Source organism: Rhizobium sp. BK060 (assembly GCF_014193145.1).
Lineage (GTDB): Bacteria > Pseudomonadota > Alphaproteobacteria > Rhizobiales > Rhizobiaceae > Rhizobium.
Genome location: NZ_JACHYW010000015.1, coordinates 126,660 through 146,748 on the forward strand (window position 1 = coordinate 126,660; position 20,089 = coordinate 146,748).

22 protein-coding genes and 2 pseudogenes are annotated in these 20,089 nt (G+C 58.9%); 11 read left to right on the forward strand and 13 right to left on the reverse strand.

Going from position 1 to position 20,089, the window contains the following annotated elements; translation table 11 throughout:
* Complete coding sequence (locus FHT71_RS31735; protein WP_245505480.1) at positions 1–228, reverse strand: DUF736 family protein; 228 nt, start codon at positions 226–228, stop codon at positions 1–3.
* A 220-nt stretch (positions 229–448) separates the two neighbouring features.
* Between FHT71_RS31735 and FHT71_RS17955 the strand changes: the two genes are divergently transcribed.
* Entirely contained in the window at positions 449–721 is a 273-nt protein-coding gene (locus FHT71_RS17955; protein WP_132590562.1) for a CopG family ribbon-helix-helix protein, read from the forward strand.
* The gene (locus tag FHT71_RS17960) at positions 709–1,002 is read left to right on the forward strand and encodes a type II toxin-antitoxin system RelE/ParE family toxin (RefSeq protein WP_132590564.1); all 294 of its coding nucleotides are present in this window, start codon (positions 709–711) and stop codon (positions 1,000–1,002) included. Before FHT71_RS17955 ends, FHT71_RS17960 begins: the two co-directional genes overlap by 13 nt.
* Before the next feature lie 507 nt (positions 1,003–1,509).
* On the opposite strand, the gene FHT71_RS17965 is transcribed toward FHT71_RS17960, so the two are convergent.
* Positions 1,510–2,058: a sugar O-acetyltransferase gene (locus FHT71_RS17965; protein ID WP_132590566.1), complete on the reverse strand. Its 549-nt coding sequence runs from the start codon at positions 2,056–2,058 to the stop codon at positions 1,510–1,512.
* Positions 2,059–2,181: 123 nt separating this feature from the next.
* On the opposite strand from FHT71_RS17965, the pseudogene FHT71_RS31740 reads away from it, so the two are divergent.
* Positions 2,182–2,289, forward strand: a pseudogene (locus FHT71_RS31740) (DNA mismatch repair protein MutT); the annotation flags it as partial.
* 269 nt (positions 2,290–2,558) lie between these two features.
* Here FHT71_RS31740 and FHT71_RS17970 read toward each other — a convergent pair.
* The 9 genes from FHT71_RS17970 to FHT71_RS18010 form a co-directional block, all read right to left on the reverse strand.
* Entirely contained in the window at positions 2,559–3,740 is a 1,182-nt protein-coding gene (locus FHT71_RS17970) for an amino acid aminotransferase (RefSeq protein WP_183721242.1), read from the reverse strand.
* Positions 3,741–3,800: 60 nt separating this feature from the next.
* Positions 3,801–4,583 carry an ABC transporter ATP-binding protein gene (locus FHT71_RS17975; RefSeq protein WP_007800684.1) on the reverse strand — a complete coding sequence of 261 codons (783 nt, stop codon included), beginning with the start codon at positions 4,581–4,583 and terminating at the stop codon, positions 3,801–3,803.
* The gene (locus FHT71_RS17980; RefSeq protein WP_132590570.1) at positions 4,580–5,446 is read right to left on the reverse strand and encodes an ABC transporter permease; all 867 of its coding nucleotides are present in this window, start codon (positions 5,444–5,446) and stop codon (positions 4,580–4,582) included. The genes FHT71_RS17975 and FHT71_RS17980 overlap by 4 nt, the downstream gene beginning before the upstream one ends.
* Positions 5,447–5,470: 24 nt before the next feature.
* A complete protein-coding gene (locus FHT71_RS17985; protein ID WP_007800679.1) occupies positions 5,471–6,487 on the reverse strand; it encodes an ABC transporter substrate-binding protein in 1,017 nt (338 codons plus the stop codon).
* 132 nt (positions 6,488–6,619) lie between these two features.
* Positions 6,620–7,153 carry an alpha-hydroxy-acid oxidizing protein gene (locus FHT71_RS17990; protein ID WP_245505481.1) on the reverse strand — a complete coding sequence of 178 codons (534 nt, stop codon included), beginning with the start codon at positions 7,151–7,153 and terminating at the stop codon, positions 6,620–6,622.
* Positions 7,101–7,832 carry a histidine utilization repressor gene (gene hutC, locus FHT71_RS17995; protein WP_132590572.1) on the reverse strand — a complete coding sequence of 244 codons (732 nt, stop codon included), beginning with the start codon at positions 7,830–7,832 and terminating at the stop codon, positions 7,101–7,103. Before hutC ends, FHT71_RS17990 begins: the two co-directional genes overlap by 53 nt.
* 36 nt (positions 7,833–7,868) lie before the next feature.
* Positions 7,869–8,882: an alcohol dehydrogenase catalytic domain-containing protein gene (locus FHT71_RS18000; RefSeq protein ID WP_132590574.1), complete on the reverse strand. Its 1,014-nt coding sequence runs from the start codon at positions 8,880–8,882 to the stop codon at positions 7,869–7,871.
* A 4-nt stretch (positions 8,883–8,886) separates the two neighbouring features.
* On the reverse strand, positions 8,887–10,215 hold the full coding sequence (gene hisD, locus FHT71_RS18005) for a histidinol dehydrogenase (RefSeq protein WP_132590576.1): 1,329 nt from the start codon (positions 10,213–10,215) through the stop codon (positions 8,887–8,889).
* 282 nt (positions 10,216–10,497) lie between these two features.
* Entirely contained in the window at positions 10,498–11,268 is a 771-nt protein-coding gene (locus tag FHT71_RS18010; RefSeq protein WP_132590578.1) for a glucose 1-dehydrogenase, read from the reverse strand.
* A 328-nt stretch (positions 11,269–11,596) separates the two neighbouring features.
* On the opposite strand from FHT71_RS18010, the gene FHT71_RS18015 reads away from it, so the two are divergent.
* The 3 genes from FHT71_RS18015 to FHT71_RS18025 all read left to right on the forward strand — a co-directional run bounded on the left by FHT71_RS18015 (position 11,597) and on the right by FHT71_RS18025 (position 13,483).
* Positions 11,597–12,775 (forward strand): Fic family protein, encoded by a 1,179-nt coding sequence (locus tag FHT71_RS18015; protein WP_132590580.1) that lies wholly within the window; start codon positions 11,597–11,599, stop codon positions 12,773–12,775.
* Between the two features lie 101 nt (positions 12,776–12,876).
* On the forward strand, positions 12,877–13,152 hold the full coding sequence (locus tag FHT71_RS18020; RefSeq protein WP_132590582.1) for a type II toxin-antitoxin system ParD family antitoxin: 276 nt from the start codon (positions 12,877–12,879) through the stop codon (positions 13,150–13,152).
* Positions 13,133–13,483: a type II toxin-antitoxin system RelE/ParE family toxin gene (locus FHT71_RS18025; protein WP_183721283.1), complete on the forward strand. Its 351-nt coding sequence runs from the start codon at positions 13,133–13,135 to the stop codon at positions 13,481–13,483. The genes FHT71_RS18020 and FHT71_RS18025 overlap by 20 nt, the downstream gene beginning before the upstream one ends.
* A gap of 19 nt (positions 13,484–13,502) precedes the next feature.
* Here FHT71_RS18025 and FHT71_RS31745 read toward each other — a convergent pair.
* Together FHT71_RS31745 and FHT71_RS18035 are read right to left on the reverse strand one after the other, a co-directional pair.
* A pseudogene (locus FHT71_RS31745) lies at positions 13,503–14,411 on the reverse strand (tyrosine-type recombinase/integrase); the annotation flags it as partial.
* Positions 14,412–14,431: 20 nt separating this feature from the next.
* Positions 14,432–15,331 (reverse strand): helix-turn-helix domain-containing protein, encoded by a 900-nt coding sequence (locus FHT71_RS18035; protein WP_132590586.1) that lies wholly within the window; start codon positions 15,329–15,331, stop codon positions 14,432–14,434.
* A 186-nt stretch (positions 15,332–15,517) separates the two neighbouring features.
* Here FHT71_RS18035 and FHT71_RS18040 point away from each other — a divergent pair, with 186 nt between their 5' ends.
* From FHT71_RS18040 to FHT71_RS18060, 5 genes are all read left to right on the forward strand, one after another.
* Entirely contained in the window at positions 15,518–16,747 is a 1,230-nt protein-coding gene (locus tag FHT71_RS18040) for an amino acid ABC transporter substrate-binding protein (protein ID WP_132590588.1), read from the forward strand.
* Between the two features lie 67 nt (positions 16,748–16,814).
* Entirely contained in the window at positions 16,815–17,687 is an 873-nt protein-coding gene (locus tag FHT71_RS18045; RefSeq protein ID WP_132590590.1) for a branched-chain amino acid ABC transporter permease, read from the forward strand.
* Positions 17,684–18,637 (forward strand): branched-chain amino acid ABC transporter permease, encoded by a 954-nt coding sequence (locus FHT71_RS18050; protein WP_132590592.1) that lies wholly within the window; start codon positions 17,684–17,686, stop codon positions 18,635–18,637. Before FHT71_RS18045 ends, FHT71_RS18050 begins: the two co-directional genes overlap by 4 nt.
* A complete protein-coding gene (locus tag FHT71_RS18055; protein WP_132590594.1) occupies positions 18,634–19,362 on the forward strand; it encodes an ATP-binding cassette domain-containing protein in 729 nt (242 codons plus the stop codon). Before FHT71_RS18050 ends, FHT71_RS18055 begins: the two co-directional genes overlap by 4 nt.
* A complete protein-coding gene (locus tag FHT71_RS18060) occupies positions 19,355–20,068 on the forward strand; it encodes an ABC transporter ATP-binding protein (RefSeq protein ID WP_132590596.1) in 714 nt (237 codons plus the stop codon). Before FHT71_RS18055 ends, FHT71_RS18060 begins: the two co-directional genes overlap by 8 nt.
* The last annotated feature ends 21 nt before the right edge of the window (positions 20,069–20,089 follow it).

The window sequence follows — 20,089 nt, forward strand, 5'->3', positions numbered from 1 at the left end:
TCAGTGAACCGGCCGGTTCCAGATGATGGCAAAGACGTCTTGGTCGTCCTGGCCGGCGGCACTCCCGAGGTTGGCGTAGATCTTGCGGGTCAGCTCGGGCGTGTCGGTGAGCGAGACGTCGTCGTCGCCGGTTTCCCTGTTCTGCCTGATCCAGCCGGCCCCGACTTCGGCGCCTTCGCTCATGATGCGGAAGGTGGGTGCGTTGGGCTTTGAGGCGGTGATGGGCACAATCCGGATGGGGCCTTGATGGAGAGAGTGACCAGGCGGCCTTCATATGCGCCGTTTGCGAGTTTGGTGACGATACCGATAGTTTCCAATGTCGCCTCGCTTCATCTCGGCTGGGCCGAGATGAAGCGGAAGCTCGCCGCGCAACGCTTTGCGCATGGACAGGACGAGATGGGTTTCTTATATTATCACAAGGTATCACCTTCGAATAAAGGCTGCAGACATGGCGACCTCGATCAAGATCGATGACGGCCTCAAGGGCCGTATCCAACATTTGGCTGAAACCAGACAGCGTTCCGCACATTGGATCATGCGCGAAGCCCTCAAGCAATATGTAGAGCGCGAGGAGGCGCGGGAGAGCTTCAAGCAGGAAGCTTTGGCATCATGGGAGGCTTATCAGGAAAACGGACGGCATCTCACGGGAGCGGAAGCCCGCTCCTGGCTTTCGACCTGGGGCACTGATACTGAGACGGAAGCGCCGAAGTGCCACGAGTAGTCCTAACGGAAGGCGCGGTTGTCGGCCTTGACCGCTGCCGCACCTTCCTAACAGCTAAAAATCCCAACGCGGCCCGCAAAGCCGCCGAAGCGATTGCCCATCATTTCCTTTTGTTGGAAACGTCGCCCGAAATGGGGCGCCCCTTCGGTGACGATCCCGAGTTGCGTGAATTGATCATTGAGTTTGGTGCTGCTGGTTACGCTGCGCTTTATCGGTATATTCCGGTGAAGAACGAGGTTTTCGTATTGGCGTTCCGCCATGTGCGTGAAGCGGGATATTAACGGCGGACGCTTGCATTCGATCGTTTGCCCGAACTCAAAAAGCTTGCTCAACAAACGTTTCAAATGTTTGCAGGGTTTTGACGACAGCACGTTCGGAACCGTGACGGTGCGCTTCTTCTCACCCTAAAAACCGGGCGGTGAAATCGCTCTTTCCAACATGTGGGAATCGTGTCGCTCATTTCGAAACGAGCGGATGGAGTGAGAAGGGCGTATGAGCGGCAATGCTGAAGGTCTTTAGGATCTTCGTTCGATTCTCTTGAAGCCGGTCATTGTGAAAACTGACCGAGCAGCTCGGCCGCATCAGCAGCGGCTCGCGGATATCCGAAGCAGCGGGTGGGCGCTGGGTGGTTGGCCGGTCACGGAACTGGAAGCTGGCCGAACCCGGACCAGTTCTCCGGTGAAGGGGGAGGCGGCTAAGACTTGCATCCCTTCGCCGGAGGGTAGCTGATTGGTCGGATCAATCTGACGCGACCTTCGAGCTCACCATCGAAGTGGCGGCTTTGTCCGTCAGACCTCCCGCGCGGGGTTTCCAACCACCGTTGCGCCTTCCGCGATGTCGCGGGTGACGACTGAACCGGCGCCGACGATGGCGCCGTCGCCGATCATCACACCGCCAAGGATGATAGCGCCCCCGCCGATCCAGACGTTAGTACCGATCGCCACGGGCCGGTCAATCTGCAGCCCGCTGCGCCTAAGAGCCGGATCCCTATGATGGTCGGCACAGTAGATGTGGACGCCAGGCCCCAGCATGGACCCTTCGCCGATCCGCACGCTCGCCGTGTCCAGGATGGTGCAGCCGGCATTGAGATAGACACCGTGGCCGAGTGCAATGTTCATGCCGTACGCGCAATGGAACGGCGCCTCAATGAAAGCATCGTCCGGTGCCTCAGCAAAAAGCGCCCTTAGCGCTGGCGCAATGTTGCCCCGGTTTTCGGGATCCAGTGTGTTGTGCTGATGCACTGCCTTGCGCGCAAGCACGCGCAGAGCGTCGAGCTCCGGGTCGAAGCAGCAATACCATTCTCCAGCGGCCATCTTTTGTCGTTCACTGTCACTCACGAGACCCTCCTCAGTTGTTCACATACCGCTGGCACGATGATGGACGAAGGTGTAGCGTCGCCGCAAGAGTTGCAATCGCGCCGCTCGGCTTGGGCAGATATTTGCGTCAGGGTTCATGCCACCTTGTGCTTCCGCCACAAGGATGACCGAACCTCGATTGAAATACCGGTCATCACCTCGCGCGACAGTGGACGCTGGTCCATTCCCAAGGGATGGCCCATGGAGCGCAAAGCAATCTCGGCAGTGGCAACGATAAGTCGCTGGTCGATCGAAAGGAATCGTTTCCGGGCTTCGGCGCCGATTAATTGCGAATGTGCGGCTGGGTTCCTTTCGAGAGCATGGAGAGCCCGAACTTCAAATCTACTTGAGACGATCCTCCGTCTCAGAACGCGTTGCCACGATAGCGAATGGCGTTGACGCTTCAATTTGCAGATTTACCCGTTCAAGTTAGCAGAATGCGCCGGCAGCTTCGCCCACTGAGCTGACAAAGGTTCTTGGGCTTAGAGCACCGAGACAACGGCCTTGGCGAGGTCGTCGAGCCGGTCTTTCCTGAGGCCTGCGACATTGAAGCGGGAATCACCAACCATATAGATGCCGAACTCATCTCGCAGGCGGTCGACCTGCGCTTCGGTCAGGCCGAGCCGCGAGAACATACCCCGGTGGTCGGCAATAAAGTCGAAGCGCGAGGAGTTGGACTGGCGACGGAGCGCCTCGGCAAAGCCCTTGCGCAGGTTGAGCATACGAAGCCGCATAGCTTCGAGTTCGGACTTCCAGTCGGCGCGCAGTGTATCGTCCTCGAGGATAAGGCGGACGGCGGCGGCGGCATGGTCCGGCGGCATGGAATACAGCACGCGAGTAGTAGCGAGCGCCTGACTGCCTGCGATCTTTACGCTTTCTGCGTTCTTGCCCATCAGGATAACGGCGCCGACGCGGTCGCGGTAGACCGAAAAATTCTTCGAGCAAGAGGTGGCGACAGCCATTTCCGGCACCCTGCTTGCGAGTAGGCGAACGGCGGCAGCGTCTTCCTCCAAACCGTCGCCGAAGCCTTGATAGGCAAGATCGACGAAGGGGAAAAGATCACGTTCGACGAGAAGATCCACGACCCGACCCCACTGCTCGATCGTCAAGTTGGCGCCGGTCGGGTTGTGGCAGCAGCCATGCAGTAGGATGATGTCGTTGGCCTTCGCCTGCTTCAATCCCTCGAGCATGGCATCGGCCTTCACCGTGCCGCTGACTGGATCGAAATAGGGATAGGTCGCGGTTTTGAAGCCTGCAGCCTTCAGGATCGGTACATGATTCACCCAGGTCGGATCGGAGAGCCAGACGGTGGCGTCAGGCCGGGCCTTTGCAAGCAGGTCGGCGATCGTGCGGAGCGCGCCCGAGCCGCCCGCTGTCTGGCAGGCGAACATACGCGAGAGATCGGCCTTCTCGCCAAAGACCAGCTTCAGCATGGCCTTGTTGAAACCTTCATCGCCTGCCATGCCGATATAGGTCTTGGTCGTCTGGCTTTCATAAAGGCGCTTCTCGGCGTCACGCACGGCCCGCATGATGACGGTCGCACCCTGCGAATCCTTGTAGACGCCGACGCCGAGATCCATTTTCGTCGGCCGTGCGTCATTTTTGTACAGAACCGAGAGGCTGAGGATCTTGTCTGGCGGCGCGGCAGTGAGGGTTTCGAACATGGCTTTTCCTTTGAATTGAGGTCAAATGCGAGCTGCTTCAGCCGCCCCGCATTGGCGGAATCAATGTTCCAATTCGCTTTGCGATCCGGCGCGGATTGCCGCAAGCACCTGCTTTTGAAGAGCAACGAATTCCGACGTCGAAATCATGTCCTGGCTCCGTGGACGGGCGAGCCCGACGTGGAAGGTCGCGTTGATGCGTCCCGGATTGATACTCATCGCGACGATCCGGTCGGACAGATAGACGGCCTCTTCCACGTCGTGGGTGACGAAGAGAACGGTCAGCCGATGCTCCTCCCAGATCTGCGTCAGGAGTTCCTGCATCTGGTGTCGGGTCAACGCGTCAAGTGCGCCGAACGGCTCATCCATCAATAGCATTTTCGGGCGATAGGAAAGGGCCCGTGCAATGGCGACGCGCTGCTTCATCCCGCCCGACAGTTGCGACGGAAATGCATCGGCGAACTTGGTGAGCTTCACCAGTTCAATGTGCTGACGGGCGACATCTCTGCACTCGGCTGCCGGCCGCCCGGCCGCCTGCAGGGCAAATTCCACATTCTGTTGTGCAGTCAGCCACGGCAGCAGTGTGTAGGATTGGAAGACAACGCCGCGATCGAGCCCTGGGCCGACGATCGGCGCACCGTCCGTCAGAAGAACGCCATTGTCGAAGCCCTGAAGTCCAGCCACGATAGACAGCAACGTACTCTTGCCGCAGCCGGATGCGCCGACCAGGGAGACGAACTCGTTGTCGGCAAGTTCCAGGTCGATACTGCTGAGCGCATGAACGCGGTTCTTCCTGCCACCATACCACTTGTCGAGACCCTCAATCTTAAGTTTGGATTCGCTCATCTCAAATGCCTCGAAGCGTAACGGAAGAAGACACGCTCGAGGGCCTTCATGCTCTGGTCTGTGATCAGACCGAGCAAGCCAAGGAGCAAGATGTAACCAATGATCGTCTGCGTCTGGAAATATCGCTGAGAGACGACGATGCGATAGCCGAGGCCGGATGTCGCCGCGACAAGCTCTGCCAGCACAAGCCAGGTCCAGGCCCAGCCAAGACTGATGCGCAGCGTGTCCCAGATGCCGGGGAGGGCGGACGGCAGGACGATGCGGCGCAGGATCTTGGTCTCCGACATGCCGAGTGTACGGCCCAGTCCGACGAAGTCGGTTGGCACACGCTTGACGCTGTCCATGACCATCAGCACCTGCTGGAAGAAGGTTCCGATAAAGATGATGACAAACTTCTGGATATCGCTTGTTCCGGCCCACAAAATGGTCAGCGGGACAAAGGCGACGACTGGCATATAGCGGACGAAGTCCACGAAGGGCTCGATGGCCGCTTCCCAGGTCTTGAAACAGCCGATCATGATCCCGATCGGGATCGCCAGGGCCGATGCAATCAGAAAACCGACGAGCATTCGATAGATGCTGATCCCGGCATCGGCCCACAGCGTGCCATCCATCGCCAGTTCCACCATCTTGGCCCACACCGCTCCGGGCGAGGGCAAGAAGATGGGCTTTACCCATCCGGTGACGGTAGCAACCCACCACACGGCAAAGAGCAGCGCAAAAACGGCAACCGCAATCAGAAAAAACGACCGGCCGCTGATCGGATCCCCGATCCGAAAGGCACTGGGTGGTCTACCGACGCCCGCGCGCGATTGCGCGCGGGGCCTTTCCTTCGTTGTCGACGACAATTCTGAGCTAGACATTACGGTCCCGTTGGTGGCCAGAGGTCACTTGTTCGCTGCATCGACAAACGATGTGTCGATCATGGCGTCGGCGGAAACGTCCTGGGTCACGAGGCCGGCTGTTTTGGCCGCCCTTAGAACGTCGGCGAAGGTCTTGGTCTTGAAGTCACCGGCAAAGGCCTTGGCTGCTTCAGCAGAGGTATAGTACTGGACGCCGTCGAAAGCCGTTTTCAGATCATCCGGGGAGGCGCCCACGGCCTTCGAGATGATGGTGCGGTCCTCCTCGGTATTGGCCTTGTAGTCGGCCAGAGCCGCATCCCAGGCCTTGATCATGGCCAGAACCTGCCCAGGCTTCTGCTTCAGTACCTCCTCGCGAACGACGAGGACGTCGGAGACAAGGCCCGGATCCTTGCCGGCTTCAAAAAGCAGCTTGATATTCTTGTCCTGGGCCAGCGCCGTTGAAATGTAAGGCTCGTAGGTGACAGCGACGGGAACACGGCCAGCAATCAATGCCGTTCCGGCATCAGCTGCAGGCATTGGCACGCGCACGATATCGTCGATCGTCATGCCGTTGCTGGCAAGCGCGTAGTTCAGCAGGATGTCGCTTGTCGTGCCTTCCTCGAAGGCGATGTTCTTACCCTTGAGGTCAGCGACGCTCTTGATGTCGCTTCCGGCAAGGATTGCGTCCGCCTTCAGGCTGAAATCGAGAAGCGAGACGATCTTCACAGGCAGGCCGGCGGCGACCATGCCCATGGCCGTGTGCGTGGCGATATTGGCAGCGTCGAGCTGACCGCTGGCAAGTGCCGCGTTGATGTCCTTGTCTTCGCTGAAGTTGACAAGCTCGACATCCTCAAGGCCGGCTTTCTTGAACAGGTCTTTGCTGGCGGCGACGTGCCACTGACCGTAACCGAGCCATGGCTCGATGCCGATCTTGAAGGTGCCCGGCTCCGGCTTGGATGGGATTTGATCCTGGGCGTTTGCCTGCGCACTGGCAAGAACGCCGACGATCCCGAGCGCGATCGCTGCGCGGGCAAACTGCTTGCTGATGGATTTGTAGTTCATTGGGAACCCCTCTTTTGATGATTTTAACGGATCATACAGCTTTCATCTTCTGAAGTCTGATGCCCACCCATCAAAGTCATGACGGGCGAATATCGTATGCAAGTGTTTGTCTCCTTTCGCCGGCGTTCGCGGTCACTGTTTGAGTATCAGATGCGAGCCACGTTTCTTTAGGTCGGCGATCGAGCTCACACCCATCAAAGCCGAGGTAATCGAGAACACGCGACGCAATGTCTCGATCGCACGGTCGACGCGGGCCTGGCCTGCAGCTGCAAGAGCGTAAGCATAGGCTCGACCCAGGAGACCGACCGGTCCCAGCATAAAGGGAAGAGGATGTCGCCGTCCGAGGTATTCGGTCGACAGATCAGGCTCGGCATAGTCGACGAGAACGTGCTGACGCAGCCCCAAAAGCGAGAAATCGTCCTTGTTTCGACGATAGGTTTCCTCCGCAAAGGATGCACCGTCGATGTAGCTTCGATCCCAAACAGATCTCGCAACAGGTCGGCAAGAAGAGCTTCGGCACTGCCGTCGCGCTTGTTGGCTTTTTCCCGGATGGCTGCGGTCCGACTGTTGGGCTGCCCCATGATCTCTCACTCCTGGAATGACGCGAAGGCTTTCATTTTTTGGGCGGCAAGTATCTGCTGCCGAGCGAGTAGCGGCTGCCGACATAGGTGAAGGTATTGACCGTTGCGATCGCCTGCCCCGTCCACGTTTTTCGGTTGAGAACCAGGCAGCTGTCCCGCTCACGAATATGCAGGAGGCGTGCATGTCTCTCCGTCGCCGGGATCGCGCTGATGAGATGCTCGACCTCGGTTAGCGGCGTGCTGTGCTGCAGGTAGTCGTAGGTGCCGATGGACGTAAAATCCTGATCGAGATAGTTCTTCACGAGCTCTGTATTGACGTAGCGCTCCTCCAGTTGAACAGGGACGCCATTCTCGTAGTGAACGACCATCGAGTGATCGACGGGGCAAAGCTTTCTGAACTCGAACGCGTCCAATAGCATTTGATCCGGCCGCTCGATCCGCTCGAGCAGGATCACCTCCGCGCGGTGTTGGCTTCCGCGCGCTTTGATCTCGGTGATGATATTGCTGATCTCGATGAGCGTCGACTGCGCCTTGGGAGGCGAGACGAACGTCCCGACGCCCTGGACCCTGCGCAGATAGCCTTCGGCAGTCAGTTCGCGAAGCGCGCGATGGACCGTCATGCGAGAAACCCCGAGCGAAGACGTCAATTCATGCTCGGACGGAAGCTTCTCGTTCTGTGGCCAACTGCCGTTTCCGATATTGTCGAGGACGAAGTCCTTGACCTTTTCGTAGAGCGGCAGCGCGGTGTTTGAAAGGCCGGGCAATTTCTATCTCCGTCTCACGCCGAGGCGTGTGCTCGATCAATCGGCTATTCGAATGATCGTCTTTAATTTGGTTGAGCGACCATCGATCAGTCGGTGGTACGCGTCAGGAATTTCGTCGAGTGAGTTCAGGATCTCGCTGAATTGCAGAAGTGAGGGCTGCAGCTTTGGCAACAGCGCGATGGCGTCGGCGAGTTCGTCTTCAAAGGCATGGCAGCCAACGAGGGAAATCTCACGCTCGACGAGGACATTGGGATCCAGATCCAGTTTCCCATGACTAATGCCCACAAGAGCGAAGGCGCCGCCCCCGTCCAGAAGTTCGATGCCTTGCGCGATGGCCTTTGTGCTCCCCGTTGCATCCACCGCATAACGCAGTCGCGCGTTGCCGAGAGCAGTCCTTGCTTGCGACTTATCCAGCAAGACCACCGAGCCTCCGCAGAGGCCGGCCACCATCTCGGCACGACTGCCATTCAAATCCGCAAACAACAGCTTCCCATCGTGGAGATGTGAAAGCAGCAAACCGCAGAGACCGCCGATTGTCCCGCAACCGATAAGAATAATCGCTTCGCCTTGGGGCGGATTGAGCCGTCGTACCGCGTGAAGGGCGACTGCCAAAGGTTCGGCCATGGCCGCCACTGCAGGATCAAGTGACGGCTCGTGCTTGAAAACCAGACGAGCCGGTAGTTGGGCCTGCTCCGCAAATCCTCCGTCGCATACCTCGCCGACGAAACCGAGATGTTCGCAGATATTGGTGCGGCCTGATCTGCATGCTTCACATTGGCCACAGTAAAAGCGGGAGTCAGCTGCGACGAGGTCACCGATCGCGAGACCTTCGACGCCCTCACCAATTGCGGAGACGCGACCGCAGAACTCGTGTCCAGCGGTGGATGGACGCCTGCTGATCCACTGGCCGGTTCTGTAGTTGTGAAGGTCCGAGCCGCAGATGCCCACGGCGCGAACATCAATCGTCACGTAACCTGCCGGGGGCGACAGAGGTCTGTCGACTTCCTCGACCCTAAGATCAAGCGCGTCGTAAAGCCGGACCGCCTTCATCCAATCAGCCCCGCTTTGGCAGATAGTTGTCGCGGACCGCCGAGACCGCATACGCGTGAGATGAGAAGCCTTCATACTCCGCAAGCGTATGGGCACGCTTCGCAAACTCGGGATAGGCCGACGCTGTCACGTAGCCGATCGAACTGCGCTTCACAAAATCGGTCACCGACAGCGGGCCGAACGTGCGCGCCCAGCGGCTCGTTGGCAGCACGGCATTTGGACCGAGGCAGAAATTGGCGATGCTGACAGGGGTATGCGGACCCATGAGGATTTCTGCAGCCTCCGTGATCTGTCCGAGATGGGCGAAGGGATCCTGCGAGAGGATTTCGAGATGCTCCGGCGCGTAGGCGTTGACGAAGTCGTAGCTTTCCTCGATCGAGGAGGTGAGGATGATTCCACCGCATTTGCCCGAAAGGACGGCACTCGAGAACTGGACGCGCTGTTCGGTCATACGTGCCCAATGCTCAGGCAGTGCGGCGAGGGCCTCCTCGGCCACGCGGCGGCTATGGGTCACGAGATAGGCGGAAGAGTCGGGACCATGCTCGGCCTCGATCAGGAGATCGAGCGCGGCAAGGCCGCCATGGATCGTGTCGTCCGCGAAAATGATCGCTTCCGAAGGGCCAGCAGGCAGGCCGGTGTCGATGATGCCTGACAGGCTCCGCTTGGCTGCGACCACCCAAGGGCTTCCCGGCCCAACGATCTTCAGAGCCGGCTTGATCGATTCCGTCCCGTAGGCAACCGCTGCGACTGCCTGAGCGCCGCCTACTTTGTAGACAGTTTCCACGCCGGCCAGACGCGCTGCCACGAGCGTTGCGGCGTCCACGCTACCGTCCGGGGCAGGCGGAGTGACGATCGCCAGATTCGGAACACCTGCCACGACGGCCGGGACGGAGGTCATCATCGTGACCGACGGAAACGAACCTTTGCCGCGCGGAACGTAGAGGGCGGCGGACTTGATCGGCGTGAAGCGGTCGCCGGCAAAGGCGCCTGGCTTGATCTCCTTCAGCCACATGGCCTCGGGCTTCTGCTCTTCATGAAAATGACGAATATTCTCGATGCCGAAGGTGATGGCCTCGATCACATCTTCGCTGACGAGCTTGAAGGCGGCGTCGAATTCCGCGTCCGTTGCCTTGATCGTTGCTTCTGTAATATTTGCCTTGTCGAGGTCGCGGCCGAAGCGGGCAACGGCGCGGTCACCCTCGGTGCGCACGGCCTCTAGGATTGGTGCCACTTTCTCGATGAAGCCCGAGATGTCTGTTTCAGACCGTCGCAAGAGCGCGGCCTGCTCATCCGGTCCAAGATTTGAATATTCATGAAAAGTGACGTCGGTCATTGCTCATACCCTTGTTGGCGCACAGAGGCGCAGACAGCCGCTGTCGTCCGCGCCCTGACGGCGCGACGATGTATCGTCCCTACAGGTCATGCTGAAACGCACCGCAAGTCGGTGGCCACCGGCGCAATACCCTGCAAGCTGTTCATGCGAGGACGCCGGATGGCTATCCGGCAAATTCCCAGGAAGTCGAAGACTTCGTTCCCGTTTTTATTGTCTAGGGTTGTCTATACATCTATAGACAAATATGATCGTTCATGTGCTGTCAAGCGTCAATTTCCGTTTCTATATCGACGCCAGAAAGCCGCCGTCGACAGGAATACATTGGCCAGTGATGTAGGCCGATGCGCCACTCGCAAGGAAGACGACGGCGCCGCCGATGTCGGAACCATCACCGAACCGCTTCTGTGGAATCTTGTCGAGCATTTTCGCAGACCAGCCCTCATCCTGATAAAACCCTTCGGTCATCGCTGTTCGGAAATAGCCCGGAGCCACCGCATTCACGCGGATGCCCAGCGGCGCCCATTCCGCCGACAGCGCGCGCGTCATGCCGAGCAGTCCCGACTTCGAGGAGCCATAGGGCACAGCGGTCGGGATGCCGACGTAGGACGTGAGGGAGCAGAGATTGATTATGCTTCCACCGTGGGCTCGGCGGGACATCCGGCGTGCTGCGGCTTGCGACCAGAAGAACGCGCCCTTGAGGTTGGTGCCGATGATCTTGTCCCAGATCTGTTCATCGACGTCGAGCGAGGGAGATATCTGTTCGTAGCCGGCATTGTTGACAAGGATATCGACAGCGCCAGTGATGTTTTCGAACTTGCTTAGCGTTTCATCGATGGACGAGATGTCTGTCACATCCTGGGCGCTCGTGATGCAGGTCCTGTTAAGCGCCTCAATCTTCCCTTTGGTTTCGCTTAGCGAATTTTGATCGCGCGCCGTAACGCCAACATCGGCACCCGCTTCGGCAAGCGCCAGCGCAATCCATTGGCCCAGGCCGCGGCTCGCACCGGTCACAACTGCCACTCTTCCTGCCAGATCGAACATCGTATTGGCCATGATGATCCCCTTACTTTTGCAGGATAGAACCACCGTTCAACAATAATGTCTATACATGTATTGACAAAGAGTGGCATTCCGATTTGTGCCTGAAAGACGCGCCATGGCAAAAGTTGCCACAGGACATTACGTTCAGAAATCCCGATCCGCAGCCGCAAGGACTATCATTAGGTTTGAACCGTGGTCTCATGGAGCTGGCCTGGAATCCGTCGCCTGCGCTTGACGCAGTGACAACGGACTACGTTAATTAAGCGCGCTTACCTAAGCTTGATGCTTATTTAAATAGAAGGGCGCTTGCTTAAATAACGGTCGGAATTCATATTAGGCCATGTCTAATTCCGAACCTAATTTGCGCCTGGGTCGTTTTGTCGAAACAACAGCAGCGAGCGAAACAGTACGGGCGTTCGTGCCTCCGCCATTGCCGCCCGAGCCATCCATCGATGTCCTTTCGCTATTGGAGCGCCTCAGTCTGGCAGAGCGTGCGCTAGGTCGCCTGGATGGCATCACAATGCTGCTCCCGCGCCAGGAGCTGTTCCTTTACATGTATGTGAGAAAAGAGGCAGTTCTTTCCTCACAGATTGAAGGTACACAGTCGACTCTTTCCGATCTTTTGCGGTTTGAGACCGAGGCTCAAGCGGGGCAACCGGTCGATGATATTCGTGAGGTTTCCAATTACGTTGATGCGATGATGTACGGTTTGGAGCGTTTGGAAACGCTGCCAATGTCATTGCGACTGATCCGAGAGATGCACGCACGACTGCTGCAAAGCGGGCGCGGAGGCACTAAGGATCCAGGAGAGTTTCGGCGCTCGCAGAATTGGATTGGAGGCACCCGACCCGGTAACGCACTCTTCGTGCCACCACCTGTGACGGAGTTGGGTGGCTGCCTAGATGCGTTCGAGCGCTTCATGCATGACGCTCAATCACGATTACCGGCACTGATCAAAGCCGGCCTCCTGCATGTCCAGTTCGAAACGATCCATCCATTTCTCGATGGCAATGGCCGTATAGGTCGTCTGCTTGTCACTCTTTACCTGTGTGTGAACGGCGTTCTACGCAAACCATTGCTCTACCTCAGTCTTTACCTCAAGGCTCATCGAAGGGAATATTATCGATTACTGCAAGAGGTCCGTGAACATGGAAACTGGGAAGGTTGGTTAGACTTCTTCCTGACAGGTGTAGCCGACACCGCCAACCACGCATTTGAAGCTGCCACTCGGATTGTCGATCTTTTCAAGGAGGACAGGGAGAAAATCACAACCGAGAGCGACAGAGCTGGATCGGCCCTTCGTATTCACGAACTCTTTCAGCAAAACCCCTTTCATACGGCAAATCAAATCGTTCAAATGACAGGCCTTTCCGCACCGACTGTCAATGCAGCGCTCGCTGACTTGGAGCGCTTGGGGATTGTCGACGAGGTGACAGGTCGCAAGCGTGGCCGTGTTTTCAGCTACCGTAGATATCTCGCAATCCTAAGCGAAGGCACTGATCCCCTGCCGGCTACGTGATTAAATCAACCGACGTCGTTGACTTTGTCGCCTGACGGACATCTCGTCAGATTGACAAATATGCTACTGAGTAGCAAATTAGGCTCAAAGGAGTTGAACCGATGAGTGTCAAATCGTCGATCTCGCTAACTGACCAGCAGGATGCGTTTGCCCGTTCGCTGGTGGAGAGCGGCCGGTACTCCAGCATGAGTTCCGTTCTTCAGCAGGGCCTAGAACTGCTTCGGCAAAAGACTGAAGCTGAGACCGTTGAAACGGCAGCGCTTCGCGAATTGGTCCAGCGGCGATTGAACGGACCGATGATTTCTGCGACGGAAATGGAAAGCCGAGTCGCGGCAATGATTGAGCGGAAGCGACGGGTTGTTCGTGTGGACTCTTGATTATTCTGAGGATGCCGAACGCGATTTCGAGTTGATCTTCGATCATCTGTTCGACGCCTATGTCGAACTCGGGGACTCGCCTGGCGAGGCTGTGGAGCGTACCGCTGAGCGGATTCGCAAATTGCGTGTCGAAATCGATCGCCTCGTCAATACGCCTTATATCGGGACTCTGCGGCCTGATATTCATCCCGGGATTCGGTTTCTTCGGCGGGACAAGGCGGCTATTTGGTTTTTACCGGTGGAACATAGCCGCACAATCATTGTCGCGGCAATTTTCTACGGCGCGCAGGACCACATCCGAAATATGCTCGCACGTATGCTGGCGCGATAAGGTCCCTACAGCCCCGAGGCCTCGTCAGATTGACCCTAAATAGATCGCGTCGGCGCTGGTATTTGCGGGTCATTTCGGCCCTCGCATGGCCGAGCTGCTTTTGCACATGACGCTCATCGACCTCGGCCGAGGAGGCCAGACCGACGCGCAGCGAAATGACCGGAGAATTTTGCCGCCCGCTCTTCCTCACCGAGGTCGCCATATAGACGGGCGGCAAGGGCCGCGGACTTGACGAGGTGGGCGACCGCCTTGTCATTGAGACGGTCCGGCCCAACGTCTTTGCCGCGTCCGGTGACGCGGCGGTAGAGGGGGCCTTTGGCGAGCTTGGCGAACCTGATCCAGGTCTCGACGGCGACGGGCGGACAGGGGGTGTCGGCGGAACCGCGGCCGATCTCGACCTCGCGTCAGCCGGTCTTGCAGCGCAACGTCAGCAACGAGGATCTCGATCCAGCCGCACCCGTCCTCGGTCTGATCGCGTCCGAGGTCGAGGCCGGTGATTTCCTTGCGACGCAGGCCGCCCGCAAGAGTGCCCGGTCCCGCAGGCCCCGAAGCGTGCCGCGTTCCGGGGTCTCGAGCATGGCGATCAGGTCTTCCGGCAGGATCGCCTCCTTTTGCCGCGGCAGGGCGGTGTGGCGATTGCGTCCCCCCGCCATGACGGTGGCGATGGCGCGGTCCTTGCGGTCGAGCAGCATGCCCCGTTGGGTGCAATTCCAGGCGATCGCCGAGAGGCGCCGCTCGATCGTGGAGACGGAATTGGCCTTCACGCCCCGCCGGCGGTCCCGGAGGCGCAAGCGGTGATGTAGAGGCCGACGACGTGCGGATCCGGGGGAAGGGGAGCGAGGTTCTGCCGCCGGCACCAGGCGGAAAAATGCTTCCAGTCCGAGGCATGGGTCTTGCGGGTGTTGGCGGAACTCGTCGCCTCGACATAAGCGGAAGCTACTCCGGGACTCAGGGCCAGGCAGCGTAGCTCGTTTCTACGCTCGGCCTTTTCAGGACGACGCCGGCGCGATGGGCACGCGGGGAGACGCCGGTAAGGCGTTTGAAGAAGCGGCTGAAGTATGCCGGGTCGGAAAAACCGAGCGCTTCGGCAACTGCGGCGATCTGCAGTCCCGAGCCGTCCAGCATGGTTGATGCCTCCGAGATCAGGCGTGAATGTATCAGTTCCAGCGGGGTTCGGCCTGTCGCGCGGCGGATTGCACTGTTTAAACGGTCGGCAGTGACGCCAAGTGCGTTGGCGTAGTCGTTGATTGTCCAATGATCGCGGATATGCAGCTCGACCAGATGCACAAAGCCGCGAACGACGGCGCGCGGCGAAGGTTGCTGTCGTTCGTCCGCCGGACTGGTCAGGCGCCATATTGCAAGAAGAAGGAGTGCCAGGTGATGGCGAATGACTTCCTGCGCGCCAGGGACGTCTGCTTTCAATTCCTGTTCAATGATGCTGTGTGCTGCCGAGAGGCGGCGCGCTTCCTGCGTGCTTAGACGAGCGCCAAGGATCGGGCGCGAGATTGCTTCGCGAACCTGTGCGAAGACCGCGCCTGACGGCATCGCGGAGCCAAGGACGATGTCTGGGACGGCGAGCGAGGCGCCTTCCGCGCCGGCGTCGAAGGTGATCAAGCCGGTCTCTCCCGACGGCGCCCATACGATGGTAGGGCCGTTGATCGGCACTTCATGCGTGCCGAGCCGGATGTGTCCGCTGCCGGAAACAAGGACGAAGGCACGATTGCGGGTCCCGCGGAAGGTCCACGTCGAGTGCGCGAGCGCGCCGTGGAAAATGCGGGCCTCGACGGCTTCGGGCGCTCGGGGCAAAGGGTGCGCTGCAGGATTGGTAGGCATGATGACGGGAGACATGGCCGCCCTTTTCGCGTTTCCGTGAAAAGTACAAGTATCTCTTGTAAAAGTCTATCACGCTTCGACTGGACGGCGCGTAAATTGAACATGTCAATGGACGCAGCCCCGCCCCAGGAGGAGAAACGGGTCGTGGTTGGCACGTTGGCCTGAACAGCCTGTGGGAGCAGGCTTATGGGAGGAAAATCGATGAAAACCTTTCAACGCAGGCAAGTCCTGCGAAGTGCTGCGCTTGTCGCAGCGGTTGCTGCAACGGGCGTCGGACGGGCCGCCTTTGGGGAAGAGCGCAAGTCCGTTCGTATCGGCTATGCCATTTCAAAGACCGGGCCGAATGCCGGCGGTGCCGGGATTACCACGCTTCCAAACTACCTGCTCTGGGTCAAGGACGTGAATGATGCCGGCGGCCTGGAACTGCCGGACGGCAAGAAGCTGCCGATTGAGGTCATCGAATATGATGACCGTTCGTCGTCGGAAGAAGTTGTGCGGGCGACGGAGCGCCTGGCGACGGACGATCAGGTCGATTTCATTCTTGCGCCATGGGGTACGGGCTTCAATCTTGCTGTTGCGCCACTTTTTGACCGGTACGGCTATCCGCAACTCGCTGTTTCGGCTGTGACGGACAAGGCTCCTCAATTCGTTCAACGTTGGAAGAAAAGCTTCTGGATGCTGGGCGGCGGCCATGATTACGCCAAGGCACTGGCCAGTATCCTCGTCGAAGCCAACAAGGCCGGTACGATCAACAACAAGGTTGCCATGGTCTCCGTTGCCGATGGTTTTGGCATCGACCTTGTCAGCGCGGCCCGTCCGGCCTTCAAGGAGGCTGGTATCGAGGTAGTCTACGACCAGACCTATCCGCTGGCGACATCCGACTTTTCACCGGTCATCAATGAGGCAATGGCGAGTGGCGCTGACAGCTTTGTGGCCTTTTCCTATCCGCCGGATACGTTCGCATTGACGCAACAGGCACAGGTCGCGAGCTTCAATCCCAAGGTGCTCTATCTCGGCGTCGGAACGGGCTTTCCGGTCTACGGCAAGAACAACGGGGAGAATGCGACAGGCATCATGAGTCTTGGTGGTATCGATCCTGCCAACAAGGCCAATGAGGAATATCGCAAGCGACATGAGGCGCACACCGGGATTGCGCCGGACTACTGGGGTAGCGTGATCACATATGCCAGCCTTCAGATGCTGCAGGAGGCAATCAAGCGCAAGGGACTCGATCGGGAAGCAGTATCGGCCGAGCTTGCCAGTGGCACCTTTGAAACTGTCCTGGGCGATACGAAGCTCGAGGAGAACCAGCTTCGCAAGCTCTGGTGGACCGGCCAGTGGCAAAACGGCCAGTTCGTCGGCGTCGCTCCATCCGACCGTCAAGGGGTGAGCAAAGTGGTGCTGCCCAGGCAGGAATGGAAGAAGGCCTGACACCAAAGGCGGTGCGCGTCCAGGAATGCGCACCGCCCTTTCGCATCTCGATTGAAGGAGGGGGCTGATGCTCGGCACAGCCATACTATCCGGGTTGGTGCTCGGCGGGACCTACGCGCTCGTCGCCATGGGGTTGACGCTCCAATACGGCATTGCGCGGATCATGAACCTTGCCTATGGCGAGACAATCATCGCTGCCGCATTCCTGGCGTACGTGATGTTTTCCCAATGGGGCGTCAGTCCGGTACTCGGCCTTCTCATTGCCATACCGGCGGGCTTTTTCCTCGGCTACATCGTCTATGGCCTGCTGATGCGCCCGCTTGTTGCCCGCGCCCGTGACAAGGCGGGCCTCGAGATCGACTCGATCCTGGCGACGTTCGGTTTGCTCTTCGTGATCCAGGGCCTGCTGTTGGTGGTGTTTGGGGCGAATTTCACAAACTACAGCTACCTCAACATTCCCGTGAAGGTGCTTGGCACAACGGTCGCCGCAAATCGGTTGCTGGCGCTTGTGATGGCCGTTGTCTCCGGCCTTGGCATCTATCTCGTTCTAACCCGAACTCTATGGGGCACTGCACTGCGCGCCGTTGCGGTTTCGCCATCGTCTGCCGCCCTCGTCGGCATAGATGTCGACAAGGCCGCACGCACGGCGTTTGCGATCGGGGGAGCTCTTGCGGCCGCCGGCGGTGTCGTCATCTCGATGTATCAGACGTTTACGGCAACCTCTGGCGTCGTCTTCACCATGAAGGCGCTGATCGTGGTCATCATGGGCGGCGTTGGCAATATTCTCGGCGCTCTTTCGGCAGGCTTGATACTTGGTCTGGTGGAGACCTTCGTGGCGACCTTTGTGTCACCGGGGCTCACGCTCGCGGCGACCTATCTCATCTTCCTTGGTGTTTTGCTGTGGCGTCCGGCCGGTATGTTCGGAAGGACCACAAGATGAGCCGCAATTCTCTTTTACAGGCCGCGATCATCACCGTTGTTGTTGGCGCGTTGGCCTGCCTGCCGTTCTATGCCAATCCCTATACCGTCACACTGATGATCGGGATGCTCGGTTATGTCACCCTGGCAACAGCCTGGGCGCTGTTTTCCGGTCCAACGCGCTACGTGTCGCTCGCAACCGTCGCTTTTTTCGGCATCGGCGCCTATACCTGCGCAGTCTTCAGCGAGAGCGTTCCTTATGTTCTGCTCCTTCCGATTGCCGGCGTTATCGGCCTCGCAGTCGCACTCATTGTCGGCTTGTCGACCCTGAGGCTTGCCGGCGTCTATTTCGTCATCTTCACCTTTGGTCTTGCCGAACTGGTACGCCAGCTCGTGACCTGGTACGAGGTCAATATGACGGGAACGCTCGGTCGCTATATCTTCCTACCGGTGACGCCGGAAGGGATATACTGGCAGCTTCTGGCGCTGGCGACGGCCACTTTGCTCATCTGCTGGGGTGTGGGCCGCAGCCGTATCGGTTTGGCCCTGAAGGTGATCGGTGACGACGAGGTCGTTGCTGCCCATTGCGGCATTAACATTGCCGGCGTGAAGCTTGCGCTATTTGCCATAAGTTCCGTTATCATCACGCTCGTCGGTGCCATCCAAGCGCCGCGCTGGACGTATGTGGAGCCGGCGATTGCCTTCAATCCCACGCTTTCCTTCCTGACGCTGATCATGGCCTTGCTTGGGGGCGCCAACAGGCTTTGGGGACCGCTCTTGGGTGCCGTGCCACTCTTCCTGCTATTTGAATGGTTGTCGGCCAACTTCCCGAACCATTATTCGATCATCCTCGGCCTGCTATTCATCGCGATCGTCTTCGTGTTGCCGCGTGGCGTGCTGGCCTTCATCGAAGAGAACTGGAAGCGCCGGCACAATGGCAAGATCAAAGCAGTTCCGGGAGTTGCCGAATGAGCGAGCTTTTGACGATTTCCGGCCTGACCAAGCGTTTCGGCGGCCTAACGGCGGTAAATGCGGTGTCATTCTCGATGGAGCGTGGCGAGGTCGTCGGTCTGCTTGGCCCAAACGGTTCCGGCAAGACCACGGTTCTCAACATGATCTCCGGGCATCTGAGGCCGACGGGGGGAACGATTGCGCTCAGCGATCATATCATCTCCGGACTGGCGCCGCACCGGGTGGCTTTGAAGGGAGTGTCACGCACCTTCCAGTTGGTGCGCGCGCTGCCGTCGCTGAGCGTCATGGAAAATGTTGTGGTCGCGCTTGCCTTCGGCCGTGGCAAGCTATGGGGACGTGCGGCTGAGGAAGCGGCGCTCGCCAAGCTTGATGAGGTCGGCCTGGCCCATCGCGCGCACCAGGCGGCACAGGACCTGACCTATATCGACCTGAAGCGCATGGAACTTGCCCGCGCACTTGCAGCCGAACCGGAACTGCTGTTGCTGGACGAGTGGCTGGCGGGGCTCAATCCGACGGAACTTAGAACGGGGATCGATCTGATCCTCTCGTTGAAAAATCGCGGTATCACCATTCTTCTCGTGGAGCACGTGATGGATGCCATCCGCGCGGTCTGCAGCCGCTGCGTCGTCATGAACGCCGGCCGCAAGATCGCCGACGCATCAACAGCTGAAGCGCTCGCCAATGCTGACGTCGTCACCGCCTATCTCGGAGAGCGCCATGCTTGAGGTTGCTCATCTTTCGCTGCACTACGGCCGCCACAATGCGCTTGATCGCGTATCGATCAAGGTCAACAAAGGCGAGACCGTGGTCATTTTAGGCGCCAACGGCGCGGGTAAGTCGTCGCTGCTGAAGTCGATCGCCGGGATCACCCGGCCAGACCCTGGTGCCGTGGTGAGTTTTGCCGGGAACACGATATCGGGCGTGCCTGCGCATGAAATCGTCGAGGCCGGCATCGCCCTCGTGCCGGAGGGAAGAGGAGTGTTCGGCGATCTCACCGTGGAAGAAAATCTTCTCCTCGGGGCCTACTCCAGGCGCGCTCGCAAGTACGCGGCCGAGAGCCGCCAATTCATCTTTGAGCTTTTTCCCAAGCTACGCGACCGCGGCGGGCAGTTCGTCAATACGATGTCAGGCGGCGAGCAGCAGATGGTGGCACTTGGCCGCGCACTGATGTCGAAGCCGGATCTCTTGATGCTGGACGAGCCGAGCCTTGGCCTAGCGCCCCTTGTCGTCGGCGAGCTGTTCGAGAGCCTGGCTCGCATTCGAAAAAGAGGACTTGCACTTCTGATCGTCGAGCAGAACGTCAAGAAGAGCCTTGCCATCGCCGACCGTGGCTATCTTGCCGAGGCCGGTCGGATCACTGGCGAGGGACCCGCCGGCGAGCTGATAAACGATCCCGCAGTGCAGCGCGCTTTTCTCGGCGCGATGGTTTGATTTGGTGACACGGAGATCCCC